At 65.5% G+C, this 18,725-nt stretch carries 15 protein-coding genes; 9 read left to right on the top strand and 6 right to left on the bottom strand.

Annotation, left to right across the window (positions count from 1 at the left end; translation table 11 throughout):
* The first annotated feature begins 6 nt into the window (after positions 1 to 6).
* Both flgL and EWM63_RS23765 read left to right on the top strand, forming a co-directional pair.
* The gene (flgL, locus tag EWM63_RS23770) at positions 7 to 903 is read left to right on the top strand and encodes a flagellar hook-associated protein FlgL (RefSeq protein WP_130188739.1); all 897 of its coding nucleotides are present in this window, start codon (positions 7 to 9) and stop codon (positions 901 to 903) included.
* Positions 904 to 940: 37 nt separating this feature from the next.
* Complete coding sequence (locus tag EWM63_RS23765; protein WP_130188738.1) at positions 941 to 2,008, top strand: hypothetical protein; 1,068 nt, start codon at positions 941 to 943, stop codon at positions 2,006 to 2,008.
* A gap of 47 nt (positions 2,009 to 2,055) precedes the next feature.
* Here EWM63_RS23765 and EWM63_RS23760 read toward each other — a convergent pair whose 3' ends face one another.
* Together EWM63_RS23760 and EWM63_RS23755 are read right to left on the bottom strand one after the other, a co-directional pair.
* Complete coding sequence (locus EWM63_RS23760) at positions 2,056 to 4,233, bottom strand: putative bifunctional diguanylate cyclase/phosphodiesterase (protein ID WP_229487476.1); 2,178 nt, start codon at positions 4,231 to 4,233, stop codon at positions 2,056 to 2,058.
* 125 nt (positions 4,234 to 4,358) lie between these two features.
* Positions 4,359 to 4,787: a hypothetical protein gene (locus tag EWM63_RS23755; RefSeq protein WP_130188737.1), complete on the bottom strand. Its 429-nt coding sequence runs from the start codon at positions 4,785 to 4,787 to the stop codon at positions 4,359 to 4,361.
* 66 nt (positions 4,788 to 4,853) lie between these two features.
* On the opposite strand from EWM63_RS23755, the gene EWM63_RS23750 reads away from it, so the two are divergent.
* Complete coding sequence (locus EWM63_RS23750) at positions 4,854 to 5,039, top strand: DUF3460 family protein (protein ID WP_130188736.1); 186 nt, start codon at positions 4,854 to 4,856, stop codon at positions 5,037 to 5,039.
* 246 nt (positions 5,040 to 5,285) lie between these two features.
* Here the strand turns inward: EWM63_RS23750 and EWM63_RS23745 are convergent, their stop codons facing one another.
* A complete protein-coding gene (locus EWM63_RS23745; protein ID WP_130188735.1) occupies positions 5,286 to 5,915 on the bottom strand; it encodes a YcbK family protein in 630 nt (209 codons plus the stop codon).
* Between the two features lie 132 nt (positions 5,916 to 6,047).
* Entirely contained in the window at positions 6,048 to 6,872 is an 825-nt protein-coding gene (locus tag EWM63_RS23740) for an EAL domain-containing protein (RefSeq protein WP_130188734.1), read from the bottom strand.
* Positions 6,873 to 7,108: 236 nt separating this feature from the next.
* Here EWM63_RS23740 and EWM63_RS23735 point away from each other — a divergent pair, with 236 nt between their 5' ends.
* On the top strand, positions 7,109 to 7,798 hold the full coding sequence (locus tag EWM63_RS23735; RefSeq protein ID WP_130188733.1) for a class II glutamine amidotransferase: 690 nt from the start codon (positions 7,109 to 7,111) through the stop codon (positions 7,796 to 7,798).
* 34 nt (positions 7,799 to 7,832) lie between these two features.
* Positions 7,833 to 8,696, top strand: a complete 864-nt coding sequence (locus tag EWM63_RS23730; protein ID WP_130188732.1) for a hypothetical protein — start codon at positions 7,833 to 7,835, stop codon at positions 8,694 to 8,696.
* A gap of 27 nt (positions 8,697 to 8,723) precedes the next feature.
* On the opposite strand, the gene EWM63_RS23725 is transcribed toward EWM63_RS23730, so the two are convergent.
* Positions 8,724 to 9,245: a GNAT family N-acetyltransferase gene (locus tag EWM63_RS23725; RefSeq protein ID WP_130188731.1), complete on the bottom strand. Its 522-nt coding sequence runs from the start codon at positions 9,243 to 9,245 to the stop codon at positions 8,724 to 8,726.
* Positions 9,246 to 9,471: 226 nt separating this feature from the next.
* Here EWM63_RS23725 and EWM63_RS23720 point away from each other — a divergent pair, with 226 nt between their 5' ends.
* The 4 genes from EWM63_RS23720 (at position 9,472) to EWM63_RS23700 (ending at position 15,824) form a co-directional block, all read left to right on the top strand.
* Entirely contained in the window at positions 9,472 to 10,512 is a 1,041-nt protein-coding gene (locus EWM63_RS23720) for a sulfate ABC transporter substrate-binding protein (RefSeq protein WP_259772491.1), read from the top strand.
* 261 nt (positions 10,513 to 10,773) lie between these two features.
* On the top strand, positions 10,774 to 11,718 hold the full coding sequence (locus tag EWM63_RS23715; RefSeq protein ID WP_130188730.1) for a serine hydrolase: 945 nt from the start codon (positions 10,774 to 10,776) through the stop codon (positions 11,716 to 11,718).
* Positions 11,719 to 12,158: 440 nt separating this feature from the next.
* Positions 12,159 to 13,520 (top strand): group II intron reverse transcriptase/maturase, encoded by a 1,362-nt coding sequence (ltrA, locus tag EWM63_RS23705; protein ID WP_207221342.1) that lies wholly within the window; start codon positions 12,159 to 12,161, stop codon positions 13,518 to 13,520.
* Positions 13,521 to 13,694: 174 nt separating this feature from the next.
* The gene (locus EWM63_RS23700; RefSeq protein ID WP_130188729.1) at positions 13,695 to 15,824 is read left to right on the top strand and encodes a PhoX family protein; all 2,130 of its coding nucleotides are present in this window, start codon (positions 13,695 to 13,697) and stop codon (positions 15,822 to 15,824) included.
* 23 nt (positions 15,825 to 15,847) lie between these two features.
* Here EWM63_RS23700 and EWM63_RS23695 read toward each other — a convergent pair whose 3' ends face one another.
* On the bottom strand, positions 15,848 to 18,634 hold the full coding sequence (locus tag EWM63_RS23695) for a glycosyl hydrolase (RefSeq protein ID WP_130188728.1): 2,787 nt from the start codon (positions 18,632 to 18,634) through the stop codon (positions 15,848 to 15,850).
* Between the last annotated feature and the right edge of the window lie 91 nt (positions 18,635 to 18,725).

Below are 18,725 nucleotides of genomic sequence, written 5' to 3'. Positions count from 1 at the left end.
AGCATCATGCGCATCGCCACCACCCAATACCAAGCCACGCTCGCCCGCTCGCTCGAGCTGAACCAGACGATGGCTTCGCGCCTGACCCAGCAGATGGCGTCCGGCAAGGCCGTCATGCTGCCGTCGGACGACCCGATCACCAATGTGCGGATCTCGCGCCTGACGCGCGAGGAAGCCATCATAGACCAGTACCGCGAGAATATCGGCGCGGTCAAGATCCGCCTGTCGAAGAATGAAAGCTACCTGTCCGGCATGGTCGGCGACCTGACCCAGGCGCACGACCTGCTGGTCTGGGCGGCCGACGGCAGCAACACGCCGGACGACCTGAAGTCGATGGTCGACAGCCTCGTGGCAATCCGCGACAGCGTGCTGTACGCGGCCAATACCCGCGACCAGGAAGGCAAGTACCTGTTCTCGGGTACGATGACCAACACCCCGCCCATCGCCTTCGACGGCACCAGCTACAGCTATGCCGGCAATCCGGGCGAACAGAAGGTGGTGGTCGGCAACGGTATCACGCAGACGGTCAATGTCAACGCCGACGGCGTCGATGCATTGCTCAACCAGATGAACCAGGCGATCGACGCGCTGCGCAACACGACCACCGATTCCTCGGCCGAACCGCTCAAGTCAGTGATCTCCGCGACGATGACGATGGTACAGTCGACGCAGGACGACCTGTCGGGCAGGATTGCCAAGCTGGGGGGCGCGCAGAACGTGCTGGCCACGCTTGACAGTAACCATGCCAACGTGAGCCTGTCGAACAAGGCCGCGATGACCGAGCTGGGGCAGCTCGATTACGGTGTCGCGGCCAGCGAACTGTCAGGCTACAATATGGCACTACAGGCCACGTACCAGTCTTATAGCAAGATCAGCAATCTTTCCTTGTTCAGTGTCCTTTGATTCTTAATCTCATTAACTTCAGCTAGACCACATCGCAATGCAAATCCTACAGCGCTCCAGCACTGCCGGTGTCAGCAAGGAATCGTCGGGTTCGACGACGCCGCTGGACCAGGCCGGCCTGGCAGGCGCTGCCCAGGGAAAGACGTCGGCCAACGGGCCGTCGCCGGGGGCGTCGGCCACGCCCTCCTCCGCGCCGCTGCGGCGCGGGTTGAGCAACTGGGACCAGCCCCTGCAGAATGATATTTCCAGCGCCCAGCAGGCGGTGGATTTCCTTGAACAAAGCGCCGCGCAATTGCGTGCGCTGAAGAGCGACCTGTCCGCCAAGCTGGCCGCGCGCCAGATGCGCGATGGCCAGCTCGAGCAGCAGGTGCGGCAGTTCGCCGACACCTGGCGCAACCGCCGCGAGGCATCGGGGGGCTCGCTCGATGCGCGGCTCAACTTCAGCGGCGCGGAACCGTCCAGCCAGCGCTTCACCGTGCGCGGCATGTCGTTGGCGAACCTGCGCAACGGTGCCCGCGAAACGCTGGCCGTTTCGGTTGGGGGCGGCACGCAGGGCCTGCGCTCCGTTCACCTGTCGCCGGGCCTGTCCGACCAGGAAATCGTCGCCCGCTTCGACCAGGCCCTGGGCCCGGCCGGCGTGCGCGTGTCGTCGAACGACGATGGCGACCTGGTGTTTTCCACGGGCGAAAACGAGTGGCCGGCGGTGCGCGATTCGATCGCCGTACAGGGCAGCGGCATCCGTTTCCCGACCGGGCAACTGAACCGCTTGCGGGCGGAACCGGAACAGCCCGCCGTGGCACCCGAGAACTGGGATACCGCCGACATCGAATCGATGCGCGACACGCTGCAGCAGGTGATGCAGGCGCTGTCGCACGTGGAAAACGCACTGGCCAAGGTGCGCGTCGAACTCAATACCGCCACGCTGCGGGCGCAGAGCTCGATGCCGGATATCGAAGTGGCGGGCGTGGAAGACCTGGCAACCCGGTTTTCCGAGATCGCCGCCGAACCGGGCTACCAGTCATTGCAGGCGCTCACCTCCGCGCTGGTGGGCATCAACCGGGACCGCGTCGTTTCACTGCTCAGCTTGCGCGACAGCGCGCGCTAGTGGCCTGAATCTGAAAACCCGCGCGACCGAAAGGCCGCGCGTTTTTTTTACGCATGCGTTTGCCGCGCCAGCGCCAGGACTTCGCTGGCCGGCGCCGGCCGTGCAAATACATAGCCCTGTGCCAGGTCGCAGCCGGCTGCCTTGAGCAGCGCCAGCTGTGCCTGCGTTTCCACGCCTTCGGCCACCACTTCCAGGCCCAGCTTGTGGGCCAGCAGGATGATGGCCTCGCACATGGCCAGGTCGCCCGAATCGCCCGTCAGGCCGGCCACGAAGCTGCGGTCGATCTTCAGGTAATCGATGTCGAACTGGTTCAACTGCGCCAGTGCCGAATGGCCGGTACCGAAATCGTCCAGCGCCACCTGCACCCCCATCGCATGGAGCCGGCCGAGGCGCTCGAACACGTGGCCGGCGGGTTCGTTCAGCAAATCCTCCGACACGTCGACGACGAGGCTCTTCGGCGGCAGCCGCAGGCTTTCCACATAACCCAGCCACCCGTGCGCCTCGTCGCGCAGCTGCGCCGACGTCAGGTTGATGCTGACCTGGAACGGCCGGCCCAGCTCGCGCTGCCACGCCAGCACCTGGTCCGCCGCCTGGCGGAACGCGTAGTCGCCGATGTCGAGCAGCACGCCGGTCGATTCCGCGCCGGCGATGAAGTCGGCCGGATTGAGCAGCCCGCGCTCCGGGTGGCGCCAGCGCAGCAGCGCTTCCGCACGCTCGACCAGGCCTGTTTTCAGGTTGACGATCGGCTGGTAGAACAGCTCGAACTCATGCTCGCCGGCGGCGCGGCGCAGGTCGACCGCCAGACGGGCCCGTTGCTGGGCGGCCGACTGCATGTCGTCCGTGAAATAGGTGTAGCGGTTGCGACCGCCATTCTTGGCTGCATACATCGCCTGGTCGGCGTGGCGCAGCAATTCCTCCGCATCGGCCGCGTCCGACGGATACAGCGCGATGCCGATGCTGCCCGAGATGTGCCCCTGTTCGCCGCCGGCCAGTTCAAAGGGCCGGTTCAGGACGGCGATGATGTCCTGCGCGACCCGCTCGGCATCCTGCACGTGCCCGAGGCCGGGCAGGATCGCCACGAATTCGTCGCCGCCGATGCGGGCCAGCGTGTCCGTGGCGCGCATGCAGGCGCCCAGCCGCGCGGCGGCCTGCACCAGCAAGGCATCGCCCTGCTGGTGACCGAAGCGGTCGTTGATCTGCTTGAACTGGTCGAGGTCGATGAACAGCAGCGCCAGGAAACCGCGCTCGCGGCGTGCCTTCTTCATTTCGTGGCGCAGGCGCTCCTGGAACATGTTCCGGTTCGGCAAACCCGTCAACGCATCGAAGTTTGCCTGGTGCCATGCCAGTTCGGTCGATTCGCGGTGCTCGGAAATATCGGATGCCAGCGCCAGTGCGCCCAGGAAGCCGCCGTCGGCATCGAACAGCGGGTTGGCGGTCAGGTGCAGCCATATTTCGCTGCCATCGCCGCGCAGGAACTTCAGTTCATGCCGCCCGGGCATGCCTTCCTGCTGGCGCGCGATGTTGCGCTCGAGTAGCGAGCGCCCTTCCGCATCGAGGAAGGACAGCAGCGGCCGGCCCGCCATGGCCTCGACCTGATAACCCAGCAGCTCGGCCATGCGGGGATTGGCGAAGGTGGTGCGCGCCTCGCTGTCGAATTCCCAGATGCCTTCGCGCGCCGTCTGCACGATGCGGCGGAAACGTTCTTCGCTTTCCTCGATGGCGGCAAGGCGCCCTTCCGCCGGCTCGACCGTCAGCCGCAACGCGCCCGCCACCGCACAGCCGAACAGCGTGACGGGGACGCCGCGGTCGCCATGGTCGCGCTGCAACTGCAGGCCGCAGCGCACCGGCTCGCGGCTGGCCAGCGCGCGCGTGACGAAGGCATCGAAATCGCCGGTGAAACGTGGTGCGACAAAGCCGCGGAAACGTTCCCGCACGGCGCTGGCGCGGTCCACGCCCAGCAGGCTGGCGCCGACCAGGTTGACCTGGAGGATCGTGGAATCGGGGTCAAGCAGGAACACGCCAATGGGCGCGAGCAGGTACAGGTCGTCGAAACGTTCACCCTCCCCGCCCGCCTGGGACGGCACCATGCTGCTGCCGCCGAGTGCCGCCAGCAAGCCTTCATGTGTCAGCTCGGCGGGGAAGCCGGGCTGCATGCCGGTCGATGGCGGAAGGATGGGCAGCGAGCCGGGTACTGTTGCGGGGCTGTGGTCCGTGGGATCGTCCATATCGTGATGAAACCCTCGTAAACTGGGATCGACTGTCGAGAACGCCGAACCAGCCTAGCATGCACGATTGCTCAAGTCGAGCACCGCCCGCACGCAAGCGCGCCATGCCCGCAGGCATGCGCGATCTACCAGGCGCGCCGGCGGCCGAAGTTGTGGCCGGCCACGAGCGTGGTGCTGTCGACCAGTGTCGACAGGCCAAGGATCAGTTGCACCAGCTTGTCGTCGGGCAGGACCCACATCGAGCCCTTTGGCGGTTCCGCCTGGGCGACGGCGGCGATCAGTGGCGCCACCCACTCGGCATCGGGCGTAACATCGAGAACAATGGCGTCATCCGACGTCTGCATGTAGATGTCGCCGCCGGCGGCAAGCGTGAAGCGCACGCCATAGCCGGTTTCGTTCTTGCCGATGTGCTCCTGCAATGCCAGGTCGTGCTCGGCGATCCACAGCTCGGCATCGGCGGGGGTTTCCAGTGCCGTCCACGGCACGGGCCGGAACCGCGGTTTCGCCCCATCGTCCGCCTTGTCGTCTGCTTTTGTGTCGTTATCGTGCTGCATGGGTAGTTCGGTGTTGAATCCGGTATCCGTATGGCACGGCAGTGTAACCGAAGAACAGGAGGAAAGATGAAATACACGCGCTACGTATCGGAATTCGAGCAATTCCTGAACCGCTACAAGGAAGAGCACCCCAATGTGGAAGCCGACCAGCGGCGGGGGTGGAAGATCTGGTGGGACCACCGGCAGGACCTGGACGCGGTGGACCGGCAGAAGAAGGATTCGGTGCAGACGAAACCGTATTATTACGGGTGATCGGGCGGCTCGGCCTTGCGGGCCGGAGCCATTCAGCGTGCGCGGAGCATTGCTCCGCGAAATGGGCCACCTCGGAGGCTCAGCCTTGCAAGGCTGAGCCGTTCAGCGCGCGTGAAGCGGTGCTCCGCGAAACCGCAGCCCTGCATGGCTGCGTCACTACTTGCTGAAGTGAGTGCTTCGGAGGCCTGGCCTTGCAAGGCCAGGCCGTAAGGTGGGCGTGGAGCAGTGCTCCACGAAACCCCCACCTTACCCTTTCCACGTCCGTTTCAGGCCGGTGTCGGCGTGGATCCAGCCGCCGCGGGGGCCGCCGCGGTAGTAGAAGCCGACGCCGCCTTGCTGGAAGCTCTTGATGAGTCCACCGACGACTTCTTCGTTCAGGTTGGCGATGCGAATGTCGGCAGCCTTGCCCACCATGTGCAGCGACTGGCGGGCGGCGGGAATGCCCTGCTCGCGCAGGCGCTGGTTCGACGCTTCGGTGCGGTAGCCGGACAGGATCTCGATCGGGCTGTGGATGCCATAGCGGGCCACGAACGCTTGCGCGCCCCACAGCGTTTCCAGCAGCTTCGGGTCCATCGGCGCACTGGACTTGCCGCTCACGTCGCGCAGCAGGTGGCACAGTTGCTGATAGGCGGAATCGATCACTTCGCCATCCTTCCAGTACAGCACCGAAGCCTTCTCGCCGCTCTGCGGCCGGGTCACGGTCAGCGTGCGGGGCTTGATCCAGAATTCCAGGTCGAGTGTCTGGGCGTCGAAAATGTCGGGGGGCGGCTGCAGGTCCTGCGCGCGGGCCGGTGCCAGGCCCACCAGCGGTGCCCCGATGAAGCTGGCGGCTGCTGCCCCCAGTGTCTTGTGTAGAAAGTGTCTGCGCGTTGCCATGGCTACCTCATTGGTACAGTGAAACGGAAGCGAGCGTCACTATAGCCGATAGCCAGCGAACTTGAGAAAGCTCTTTAACTGTGTGGCCTAAATTGTATCAATTATGGCTCAACATTTAAGCCCTGCTTAAGCTCAAGCCGCTGCCTGCACGGGTGCGCCGGGCAGGATGGCGCGCGGCATGTCCAGCGCGTGTCCCTGCGCCAATGGCTGCACGCCGGCCAGCGCGGCAATGCTGTGCAGGGCCGCCAGGGCGCCCGGCCCTTCGGCATGATGGAACAGGATCCGCGTCCCGTGCGCGGCGGCGGCCACCAGCAGGCGTGCCAATCCTTCCCGGTCGCGCGTGTCGCGGGCATCGTGGCGAATCACATCGGGGCGCACGCGCTCCAGCAGCGCCAGTCCTTCCCGGGCATTCGCCGCGTGCACGGCGAAGCGGAAACCATTGCGGCGGTAATTGTCGGCCACGTAGCCCAGCAGCCAGCCCTGCTGCGGCGTCGTGGGCGGCAATTGCAGCACGATGCGCGCCAGCGGCAAGCCGAGCGCCTCGAGGATGCGCCGGAACGCGTGGCCGTGGTTGCTGCTGACAGCCGACAGCAATCGCCCATGCACGTTCAGGTACAGGTCGAGGCGCTCGCCATCGGGCTGCCGGAAGAAGTTGATCGCGTGGAGCATGCGGCACAGGCGGTCGAGCTCCACGGATTCATCGTCGCTGGCGGCATTCTCCAGCAGGCGCCACAGCGACAAGCCTTCATCCTCGGCGGACAGGCCACGCGCCAGTCCTTCGCAGGCCACGGCCGTTCCACTGTCGAGTTCGCGAACGGGATGAAACACACTCGTCATCGTGCAATTGAAAAAGCGGCCGTGGGCACGGCCGGCGGCATCGAGCCAGAGCGACGATTTGGTCGCGGCCGCCGGATCGGCCAGCCGGGCCAGGTACTGTTGCAGGACGGGGAAACTCATTACAGCCTTTCTGAAGCAGATGCGGTGCGACAAGGCTAAGGCTCCCCAGGCATTTTCAGAACGAATCGTTTTGCCGATTGTTATGCGGCCGCTGCATATCGCTGGCCGCTCGCTGGCGCGGTAGAGTATTTCCACAAAGCAGCCCGCCAGCATATAAGCATATTGGAAAAGATTCGTTTTGCCGGGAAGCGTAGACAGGTATCGTGGGCTCAACTTCAACGATTTCCCATGCCATCATGTGCCAGCTCCTCGGATTGAACAGCAGCGTACCCGCCGGACTTGGCCCTTTCTTCGACGTGTTCGCGGAACGCGGCGGCCGTACCGACGAGCACAAGGATGGCTGGGGCATTGCCTTCCACAGCGGCAAGCGCTGCCGGCTGTATACGGATCACCGCGCCGCGATCGATTCGCCGCTGGCCGCCCGGATCCGCCGCCGCCCGCTGCGGGCCCGCACGATCCTGGCCCATATCCGCAAGGCTACCAAGGGCCGCATCGCGATCGAGAACGTCCACCCGTTCGCCCGCCAGCTGTGGGGCCGCACGTGGTGCTTCGCGCACAATGGCGACCTGAAGGAGTTCGACCCGGTGCCCGGCCTGTTCGTGCCACAGGGCGACACGGACAGTGAAGCGGCGTTCTGCCTGCTGCTGTCGCGCCTTGCCGCCCGCTTCCCGGATGGCGAGCCGGCAACCCACCTGCTGCGCGAAGCGCTGGCCGAAGTGGCTGCCGGGATCGCCGCGCACGGCACGTTCAACTTCATCCTGTCGAATGGCGAAACGCTGTTCGCGCACTGCTCCACGCACCTGCATTACCGCCTGGACGATGGCCGCGCGATGATCGCCACCCAGCCGGTCGACACGCGTGAAGGCTGGGTCGCCTTCGCGGCCGGCGAACTGAAGGCTTTTGGCAGCGGCGCGCTGCATCCGTGATTTTTTACTCTAACGCCCGCTATAATCGGGCGCCATGAACGACCGCCCCGCCACCACCTCCCGCATCGACCGGATCTCCGGCGGTGCCACCCCCGGCCACAACGAAGACCACGTCGCCGTGTTTGACAGCGCCACCGCCACCGACCTGGTGGTGCTCGACGGCGCTACCCCGGTTGCCGAGCGCAACTACATCGATGGCGGTGGCGATGTCGTGTGGTTCGTCCACCGCTTTGCCGCCGCGCTGGCGCCGGCGATCCAGGCCGGCCTCGGCCAGCACGCCGCGGTGCACGCGGCAATCGACAGCGTGCGTACCGAGTTCTTCGCCCGCGTAAACGGCGCCACCATTCCCGCCCATGCCTTGCCGATCGCCGCGCTGACCTGGATCCGCGCCACGCGTGACGGCCTGCTGCACCTTTATTGCCTCGGCGACTGTATTACGCTGATGAGACTGCCCGACGGGAACGTGGTCGACCTCGATCCCTGGGTGAATCCGCAGGAAGCCGTGCTGCGGGCGGAAATCGCGACGCTGCGCGCGGCCGGCATCGACGATCCCGCCGCGCGCCATGCCCGCCTGCTGCCGATGCTGCGCGCTCGGCGCGCGGACCAGAACGGCAGCGCGCAGCCGTCGATCCTGTGCCTGCAGCCACAGGGCCCGTTTGCCGCGCGCCAGCATGTCGTGCCGGCACCCGCTGGCGCGGTGCTGCTAGGCATGACCGATGGATTTTACCGGCTGGTCGACCCCTATGCCCTCCACACACCGGCATCGCTGGTGCGCGCATGCGAGGAACGGGGGCTGGAAGCCGCACTGCTGGCGCTGCGCGCGCATGAGGCGGCAATGGCGGCCGGCCTGTCGGTCAAGCGTGCCGACGATGCTTCGGCCGTGATGTGGCGGGCGTGACGGGAACCCGGCAGTGTCCCTAGGGAACTAGGCGGAATTGCAGTTGCAGAAGCGCTTGCGCGCATCGGGTTGCGCGTCCCGCACCAGCGGTTTCCAGAACAGGATCGTTTCCACGCCATACGGCGAGCGCACATTGCCGTCGCGCCGGTAACCGCTGGCGTCGAAGAAGCCTTCGGCCGTGGCCGTGCTGTGCAGGTACAGCGCCTTCATGCCCGAGGCGAGCGCCTGTTCTTCCATCCGCCGCAGCAGCGCCGAACCGGCCCCCTGGCGCTGCGCTTCCGGCACCAGGTAGCACAGCGCCAGCTTGCCGGCCCCGGTCAGCAGCGACACGCCGACGACTTCGCCATCGCGCACCGCCACCAGCGAATAATTGGTCGGTGATTCAAACCATGACGTGACCATGGCCGGGTGCTTGTTGCCCAGCCATGCCGCCAGGATGCCCGGATCGTCGTGGTGGTCGAGCACGCAGCACTCGGCGATCGAGCGGCGCAAGACCTGGCATACGGTAGTGGCATCGGCGGGAACGGCAAGGCGGATCTCGAAACTCATGGGAATTCGTGGGATGAAAGCATGTCAGCGGGCTTGATGACGACTCGCTGCAACGCGAGACCAATGGTGCGCTACGGGCAGCTCATTAGGCGGACTATACACCAGTCGGCGGTAAGCCGCCGGCACCGCTCGCGCCAGCTGAATCTAAGCAAATTACGAAAATATCGTTTCTTTCCGGATGCAATCTGGCGGACCATACATATCTGTTTTTTCACTTGAGCACACCATGACTAATAAAAAAATCGCATTTGGAACCCTCGGCATGACATCCGTGCTGCGCCGCCTGCTGCTGGCGTCCGCCGCCGCCACGGCGCTGGGCATGGCGCCCGCCTACGCTGCCGACGTCACGCTGCTGAATGTGTCCTATGACGTGGCACGCGAACTGTACAAGGACGTCAATCCTGTCTTCGAAGCCCAGTACAAGCAGCAATCCGGCAAGAGTATCGAAGTGAAGCAGTCGCACGGCGGCTCGTCGAAGCAGGCGCGCTCGGTGGCCGATGGCCTGGAAGCTTCTGTCGTGACGATGAACCAGGCCAACGATATCGACATGCTGGCCGACCGCGGCCTCGTCGTGAAGGATTGGGCGAAGCGTTTCCCGAACAATGCCGCGCCGATGTATTCGACGATGGTGTACCTGGTCCGCAAGGGCAACCCGAAAGGCATCAAGGACTGGGCCGACCTGGCCAAGCCCGGCGTGCAAGTCGTGATCCCGAATCCCAAGACCGCCGGCAACGGCCGGTACACCTACCTGGCGGCCTGGGGCTCGGTGCTGCAGAACGGCGGCAACGATGCGCAGGCGCGCGACCTGGTGACGAAGATCTTCCGCAACGTGCCCGTGCTCGATGGCGGTGGCCGCGCGGCCACCACCACGTTCACGCAACGCCAGATCGGCGACGTGCTGGTGACGTTCGAGAACGAGGTCAACCTGGTGCGCGCCGAGATGGGCAGCAATTTCGACATCGTCTACCCATCGGTGTCGATCCTGGCCGAATCGCCGGTCGCCGTGGTGGACAAGGTGGTCGACAAGCGCGGCATCCGCAAGGAGGCCACCGCCTACCTCAACTTCCTGTATTCGGAAGCGGGGCAGGAAATCATCGCCAAGCATTACCTGCGTCCGCGCTCGGCCGCGGTGGCCAAGAAATACGCGGCCCAGTTCAAGCCGATCAAGCTGTTCACCGTGGACGACGTGTTCGGCGGCTGGCGCGCGGCGCAGAAGCGCCACTTCGACGACGGCGGCGAGTTCGACAAGATCTACGCGAGCAAATAAGCAAGCAAGCAGCAAATAAGCCGTGCCGGGGCCGTTGCGCCCCGCACCGGCCCAGCGGCACCCGAGCGCGCCCGCCCCTTCCAGGGCGGGCGCGCTGCCATGCGCCGGCGAATAAGCCCTGTCGGTCACAAATTTGTCATGTTTCGCCCCGCACGACTGACATGAACTGGACTGTGCCGTCAAGTGCATGCTATCTTTCGGCCTTCTGGACATTGCTAGAAAGCATTGCTCCATTCGCACGCCCATTCCTCGCACAACCCAATGATCAAGAAAATTGCAGCAGCAGTGCTGCTATCCGTTTCCGCAGCCGCGTTGGCCGTGCCGCTCGGTTCGCAGTCCGTGCTCGTCGTCGACGACGCCGGCAAAATCATCCTCGAAAAGAACGCCGACACCGTCGTGCCGATCGCCTCGCTGACCAAGCTGATGACCGCAATGGTCGTGCTGGACTCCAGGCTCGACATGAACGAACAGATCAGCATCGACCAGGACGACGTCGACACGTTCAAGCACAGCACGTCGCGCGTGCCGGTCGGCGCCACGCTGTCGCGCGCCGACGTGCTGCACCTGGCGCTGATGTCGTCCGACAACCGCGCCGCCGCGTCGCTGGCGCGCACCTTCCCCGGCGGCCCGGCCGGGTTCAAGGCAGCCGTCAATGCCAAGATCCGCTCGCTGGGCATGAAGAATACGAGCATCGCCGAGCCCACCGGCCTGTCACCAAGCAATATCTCGACCGCGGAAGACCTGGTCAAGATGGCCGCCGCCGCCGCACGCTATCCCACGATCGCGAGCATGACGACCGACAAGAGCGACATCATGCGGATCAAAGGCCGCGAGGTCGAATACCACAACACCAATCGCCTCGTCGGTGCGAAAGGCTGGGATATCGGCCTGTCGAAGACCGGCTACACGGAAGAAGCGGGCCGCTGCCTGATCATGCGCATCAAGGCGGCCGGCAGGAATGCCACGATGGTGCTGCTGAACGCCGGCGGTTCCTCGGCACGCATCGCCGATGCGATGAACATCCGCCGCCTGATCACGGGCAACGATGCGCCGCGCGTCTCCACCGCGCCGCGCGTGATGAAGGCTGCGGCGAAGTCGCGCAATGTCGCCGCCAAGAGCAATGGCCGCAAGAAGGCCGCTGACAAGAGCAGCGGACGCAAGAAGGCCGTCGACAAGAAAAAACCGAGCCGGCGCCGCGCATCGTAAGACCTGCGCCCCCTCATCACAAGCCGGCCACGTGCCGGCTTTTTCACGTGTGCGCCCAGCATGGGCGCACTCTTGTGGGTGAAAGTCCCGCCGCAAGCTGACCACAGCAAGCGAAGTGAAGCGCAACTGCGGAAGGGTGACCGACTGTGGGGAGGAAGCGTGGAGCGAAACTGCGAGCCGATGGACAAGAATCGGATATAAGGCGCTGCCGAGCAGGGCGAGCGGGCACGTAACCGCGAAGCTCTTGTGGTCAAGGCGAAGTGGCGTAGATCTGGCGGTTGTGCAGTGAAGGAGTGCGTTCTTACCTGGGGAGATCTCGCCTCATGCCTGAAAGGGCGACGTGGCAGCACGGAGCGAGAAGTCAGCAGAGGCCGTAGTAGCTTCTTTTTTTTTCTGAGAGGCAAAGGGCCAAACGAGTAGGAGTGTCCGACACCTTGTCGATGAATCGGGTAAGGCATCAGATGTCCGCAGAAGCGGAGCGGGTCGCGGTAAGGCGGGGTGAAGCCTCGTCCCAAGCTTCCAGTGATGAAACCCGGTTCACGCGGCAGAAAACGAAAGACACAGGGCGAAACTTGCTCACGCAAGCGCTCGCGAGGGAAAACATGCATCGCGCGTGGAAGCGCGTGAAGGCGAACAAGGGAGCCGCAGGTGTCGATGGGCTGGATATCAGCCAGACTCAAGAACATCTGAAACACGCTTGGCCGACCATCAAGAAACAACTGCTGGAAGGCACGTACAGGCCGATGCCGGTGCGGCGTGTGGGCATTCCGAAGCCGGATGGAAGCGAACGTGAGCTGGGGATACCCACCGTGATCGACCGTCTGATTCAGCAGGCACTGCTGCAAGTGCTGCAACCGCTGATCGACCCTACCTTTAGTGAACACAGCCATGGGTTTCGGCCCGGCCGCCGTGCGCATGATGCCGTGCTCAGGGCACAGCAATATGTGCAGGAAGGCTACCGCGTCGTGGTCGATGTGGACCTGTCGAAATTCTTTGACCGGGTCAACCACGATATCCTGATCGACCGCCTACGGAAACGCGTGAACGACATCGGAGTGATCCGGCTGGTGCGCGCCTACCTGAACGCGGGAATCATGGATGGCGGTATGGTAAGCCAGCGAATGGAAGGTACGCCGCAAGGCGGGCCGCTGTCTCCACTGCTGGCCAACGTGCTTCTCGACGAGGTGGATCGCGAACTGGAACGCCGGGGCCACCGCTTTGCCCGCTATGCCGATGACTGCAACGTGTATGTGCGCAGTGAGAAAGCTGGCGAGCGGGTGATGGCCCTGCTCAAGCGTCAATACGACAAGCTGCACCTGAAGATCAATGAATCGAAAAGTGCAGTGGCTAGCGCATTAGGCCGCAAATTTCTGGGGTACGAGCTTTATGCAACCAAGAAAGGAGCGGTCAAACGGGCTGTGTCGGACAAAGCGCAAGACACGTTTCGGCAACGGATCAGGCAACTTACTCGCCGGTCCGGTGGCCGCAGCATCAGCGAGATAATCGACAAACTCCGCCCCTACGTGCTGGGATGGAAAGCCTATTTTGGACTGTCGCAAACTCCAGGAATCTGGCGTGAACTGGATGAATGGATGCGTCATCGAATGCGGGCGATCCACCTGAAACAATGGAAACGAGCGAAAACGATATATCGTGAGCTGCTCAATCTCGGGGCAACGCCCAATGTGGCGTTACGGGTGGCGCAGAACAGTCGCCGCTGGTGGCGCAACAGCCGATTTGCTCTAAATAACGTGCTGACGATCGCTTACTTTGATCGCCTCGGCATGCCACGCCTCACTTAACCTCAACTACTCGAACCGCCCGGTGCGGACCCGCATGCCGGGTGGTGTGGCAGGGGACCGGTCAGCAATGCTGACCGCCCCTATGCCGATCCATGCACTGGTCATCAAGCGGTAACGCGAGCGCCCTAGACTTCCTCGCTTTCATCAACCCTTGCCTTACCTACATCAGATCGCATGAGCAAAATCTCCCGCCTGCCCGAAGCCGAAGACTTCGGCACCAACCCATCCGGCAACCCCTACATCGGCGACATCGCCGCGGCCAGGCTGTCGCGCCGCGCGATCCTTACTGGCGGCCTCAGCACGGTAGCGCTCGCACTGTTCGGCTGCGGTGGCGGCGACGATTCCGCGCCGGTAACGCCAGGAACGCCAACAGCGCCGGTCGAGCCTGCCCTGCCGGCAAACACGCTCAATTTCGACAGCGTGAAACGCACGCCGATGATGGCCGGCGACGACCTCATCGTGCCACCCGGCTACCGCTGGACGGCCGTCACGAGGCAGGGCGATCCGATCGGCAGCAAGCTGGGCGCGCCCGCGTTCCGCACCAGCGCCGCGCGCCGCTTCGATACCACCGGCGCCGACGCGGAACTGCAATTCGGCGACAACCACGATGGCATGGCCTGGTTCCCGCTGCCCTACGGTTCGAAGAACAGCGAACGCGGCCTGCTGGCGATCAACCACGAGGCGGCGCGCGCCAACGTGATCAGCGGCTTCCGATTTGCCGGCGTGAACGCCGCGACGGATCCGGCCACGCTGGACCCGGCCGGCGAAACGGCGGTGAATCCGGACGTGGTGCGCAAGCAGAAGGCTTACCACGGCGTCTCCGTCGCCGAGGTGTACCGCGACGCCGCCGGCCAGTGGCAGGTGCAGCGCGATTCCACGTATGCCAGGAAGGTGCACGCGGACACGTGGATCGGCATCGGCGGCCCGGCGCGCGGCCATGCCGCGCTGCGCACGGGCGGCGACCCGGCCGGCGAACAGGTGCGAGGCACGCTGGGCAACTGCGGCAGCGGCGCCACGCCGTGGGGCACCTACCTCACCTGCGAGGAGGACAGCCACAAGAACTACTTCGCCACGCGGGAGCTGCCGGCGGACGATGCACGCTTCACGGATCCGAAATGGGCCCGCTACAACATCGTTGCCGGCTATGCGCGCGACTATACGTGGCACTTCCTGGACAAGCGTTTCGACCTCGCCGTGGAACCGAACGAAACGAACCGCTTCGGCTGGGTCGTGGAAATCGATCCATACGACCCCACGTGGCAGCCGGTCAAGCGCACGGCCATGGGGCGCTTCGCGCACGAGAACGTGGCGCACCTGGTGAACGCCGACCGGCGCGTGGCGTTCTACATGGGCGATGACCAGGGCTTCGACTACCTCTACAAGTTCGTCACCACGAAGGCGATGGACCCGGACAACCGCACCGCCAACCGCGGCCTGCTCGACGATGGCGTGCTGCACGTGGCGAAATTCAACGACGATGGCAGCGGCGAATGGCTGCCGCTGGTGCATGGCCAGAACGGCCTGACGGCGGAAAACGGTTTTGCCGACCAGGCATCGGTGCTGATCTGGGCACGCCTCGCCGCGGACAAGGTGGGTGCCACGCAGATGGACCGCCCCGAGTGGATCGCTTCAGACGCGGCCAGCGGCTGGGTCTATGCCACGCTGTCGAACAACACCGGCCGCGGCAGCGCCACCGCACCGGGCAACACGGCTGCCACGCCGCGCGCCGCCCAGCCGAAGAATGCGACGAACCCGCGCGACAAGAACCTGCACGGCCACATCATCCGCCTGCGCGATGCCGGCGGCAACGTGGCGGGCACCCGCTTCAACTGGGAGATGGTCGTGCTGGCAGGTACCGGCACCACCGATACGCCGGACCCGGCCAACCGCGGCACGATCAACGGCGATGCGTTCAGCTCGCCGGACAGCGTGATGTTCGACGGGTGGCAACGGCTGTGGATCGGCACGGACGCGGGCGATGCGCTGAAGGCATCCGACTGGACCGGTGCGGGCACCGACTGGTCGGGCCTCGGCAACGACATGCTGCTCGCGATGAATACCCGCACCGGGCAGGTCAAGCGTTTCCTGATCGCCCCGGACGGCGCCGAAGTCTGCGGCACGCAGATGACCGCCGATGGCCGCACGCTGTTCGTCAACATCCAGCACCCCGGCACCGAGCAGCCGCGCGACACCCCGATCGATGCGATGACGTGGCCCGACAAGGTGCCTGTCTCGCAGGGCGGTATCGTGCGCTCCGCCACCGTGGCCATCACGCGCATCGATGGCGGCGTGATCGGCATCTGACGCGAACGAGGCGGTGTCGACGATTACCGCACCGCCTCCCCTACCAGCGTCACGGGGCCCAGCAAGCCTGCCGGCTGCGGCGCGATCTTCGCCGTGTCCTGCAGTTCGAAGCGGTTGCCATAACGCAGGCGCAGCAGCTTGAAGTCCGGCAGCTCGCGCCCGGCCAGCGTGTTCACGCCCAGGTTGGCCACTTTTACTTCGATCGCGTTGGCGCCGGCCTTCAGGAAAGGGGTCACGTCGAGCCGGTATGGCGGATGCCACAGGGTGCCGGCGCGCTGGCCGTTCACGGTAACGATGGCCGCGTCGCGCAATGCGGGTTCGTACATGGCCCGCATGCCCGAATGGTGCGCATGCACGCCACTGTCCGGCAGCGGCGTGCCCGTGCCGAAGTCGAGCGACACGCGCCTGCCGTCCAGCTGCGCCGCCGTGACCGTGACCTGCCTTTCGTAGACGGCCTGCCCCGAGAAGTAGCGCGTGGCTTCGCTGTCGGTCCACGACACCAGCTTGTCCATCGTGACCGGCGCCCGGTCCGGGAAGCGCACCTGCCAGCCCGCCGACAGGTCGGCCACCACGGCGGCATCGTGGGTCTTGCGCTGCGGCGCGGCACCACGCATCGGCGCATCGCTCATCACATACACCACCGATTCATAAGGCGCCAGCTCCAGCCGCGGCGCCAGCGCCGACTGCGCCAGCCTGCCGCTGTCCGGATCGAGCCGTGTCGCGTGGCGGCGCGGTTGCCGGAACGCCAGGTTCGCGGACACCGGCTCGTTGCTGGTATTGGCGATGAAGTAGATGTCGGCATCGGCCAGCTTGCGGCGCACGAAGCTGACGCGGTGGCGCGCGTCGCTCAGTTGCACGTCGCCCGGCAGCACGGCTTGCAGTGCGCGGCCCAGTTCCGCATCCGTGCCGATCCTCGTCACGTTGCGGCCCGCCGCGAACAGCGCGGCCGCAGCGCGCTTCACCTCGGCGGTGATGCGCTGCGCATCCTTGAAGCCCGGCGCCAGCGATGGCGTGGCGCCGATCGCGATGATCCTGCCGCCGCCTTTCACGTAAGCGGCCAGTTTCGCCAGCACCTCGGGCGCCAGCCGCGTCACGTTCGGCATCACCAGCACCGGGTAGCGGTCCAGCCCCACGCGCAGCACGGCTTCCGGGTCGACGTAATCGAGGTTGTGGCCGCTGTCCATGATCTGCTGCACCAGTGCCGGCTGGATGAATTTCGGCATCTCGCCGGACAGCGAGGTCTTGCCCGGCCGGTTGATCGCGTACACGTCGTCGTTCGGCAGCAGCACGGCCACCTGGTTGGCCGGCGCGCCCTGTCGCAACAGGTAGCTGACCCGCGCGAGATAGGAGGACACTTCCGGCATCACCATGTACCACGGCTGGTGATGGTTGGACACGGCCGCCGCATACAGCTGGTAGCCCGGCTCCGGCGCGTTCGGCGGCGAATACGGCCAGCCGTGGCCGATGATCTGCGTCACCCCCTGCACGAACATGCGGTCCGCCTCGGCCTTCATGTCCAGCGGGCTTGCCGTGTGCGCCGGCGAGCGCAGCCAGGTCCATGTTTCGGCCGACACCACCGGCTTGCCGTACAGGTGCGCGGCGGACGACGCCAGCCGGGTGAACGAGAATTGCCGGTACTGGGCGCCCTCGCCTTCGAACAGGTCCTGGTGGCGAAAGCTCGACAGCGACGCGGGCGGTTCGCCATAGGTCTGCGAGCGGAACCGCGTGCCATGCCGGTGCGCCCATGCCGTGACCGGTTTCAGGTAATGGTCTTCCACCAGTTCGGTCTGGGTCAGCGCCCAGTCATGGCGCAAGGCCGGCGCATCGGCACCCTGGCCGGAGAACACCAGCGGCAGGTACGGCCGCAGGTCGTAGCCGCGCCGGCGCTGGAACTCCTCGAGGAAGTTGTCGGTCCAGTCGGTGCCATAGCTTTCCAGGCTGTCCGAGAAGATCGCATACGGCGGCTGGTCGCCGAACGCCTTCAACAGCGGCTCGCCCACGTTCGCCAGGTGATTGTCGATGGCGCGGCGGCTCATGTGGTCGAGCACGTAGCCTTCGCCCCCCACCGCGGGCCGCTTGACCTGCATGCCGGAGCGGCTGGCGATGTAGTACACCGCCACGCGCGGCGCGGGCTCCGGCTGCACGGCGCCGCGGCCGTTGCCGGCCACCGTCTCCTTCAGGGGCCGCAGGCGCGTGGCATCGTATTCCTTCGCCGTGCCGCCGCCGATGAATACCGCCTCGATCTTCTCGCCCTCCGTCACGGCCGGCAGCGCGTAGCCCGAGGCGCCGGCCGGCAGGTCGATGGCCGCCACGCGCATCTTGCCGATCGCATCGCCGATGCCGATGTGCGGTCCGCCGAACGGCCAGCCGCTGCCCAGGGTCAGGTCCACGCGCAGGCCGGCCGAACGCCCCTTTTCGTTGGCGAAGCGCACCGCATCGAGGTGTTCCGCCGACAGGAACGGCAGGTTCTTCACGCCACGCGACGGATCGTCCAGCGCCATCGGATACACGGCCTGGATCTCCACGCCACCGATGCCGCCCCACTTCATCTGGTCGATTTCATGGGCCAGCTGCGCCTTCTCGACGGCGGGGCCGAACCACCACCACCGCATCATCGGCCGGGCATCGGCCGGTGGGCTGGCCAGGTGGTTCGCCACGTCGCCGATGTGCTGGTAGACGGTGGGATCGCGCGGCGCGGCATGGGCCAGGCCGGCGGCCAGCGCGGCGGCCAGCACGGTCCACCGCAACCGGCCGGGTAATGCAGTCCGGGCGGCTGCGACAAGGGATCGGCGGGCGTGGCGCTGGGGCATGGGGAGTCTCCTCGTATGGTTCATGACGGCTGCCGCCATGATGAAGACCTTGCGCCGATTTTCCTACGCGCACGGGTCGTTTATGGGGCAA

The sequence above is a fragment of the Pseudoduganella lutea genome (genome assembly GCF_004209755.1).
GTDB classification, from domain to species: Bacteria; Pseudomonadota; Gammaproteobacteria; order Burkholderiales; family Burkholderiaceae_D; genus Rugamonas; species Rugamonas lutea.
The sequence above is the reverse complement of the archived record's forward strand: the minus strand, read 5'-3'. Positions and strand labels throughout refer to the sequence as shown.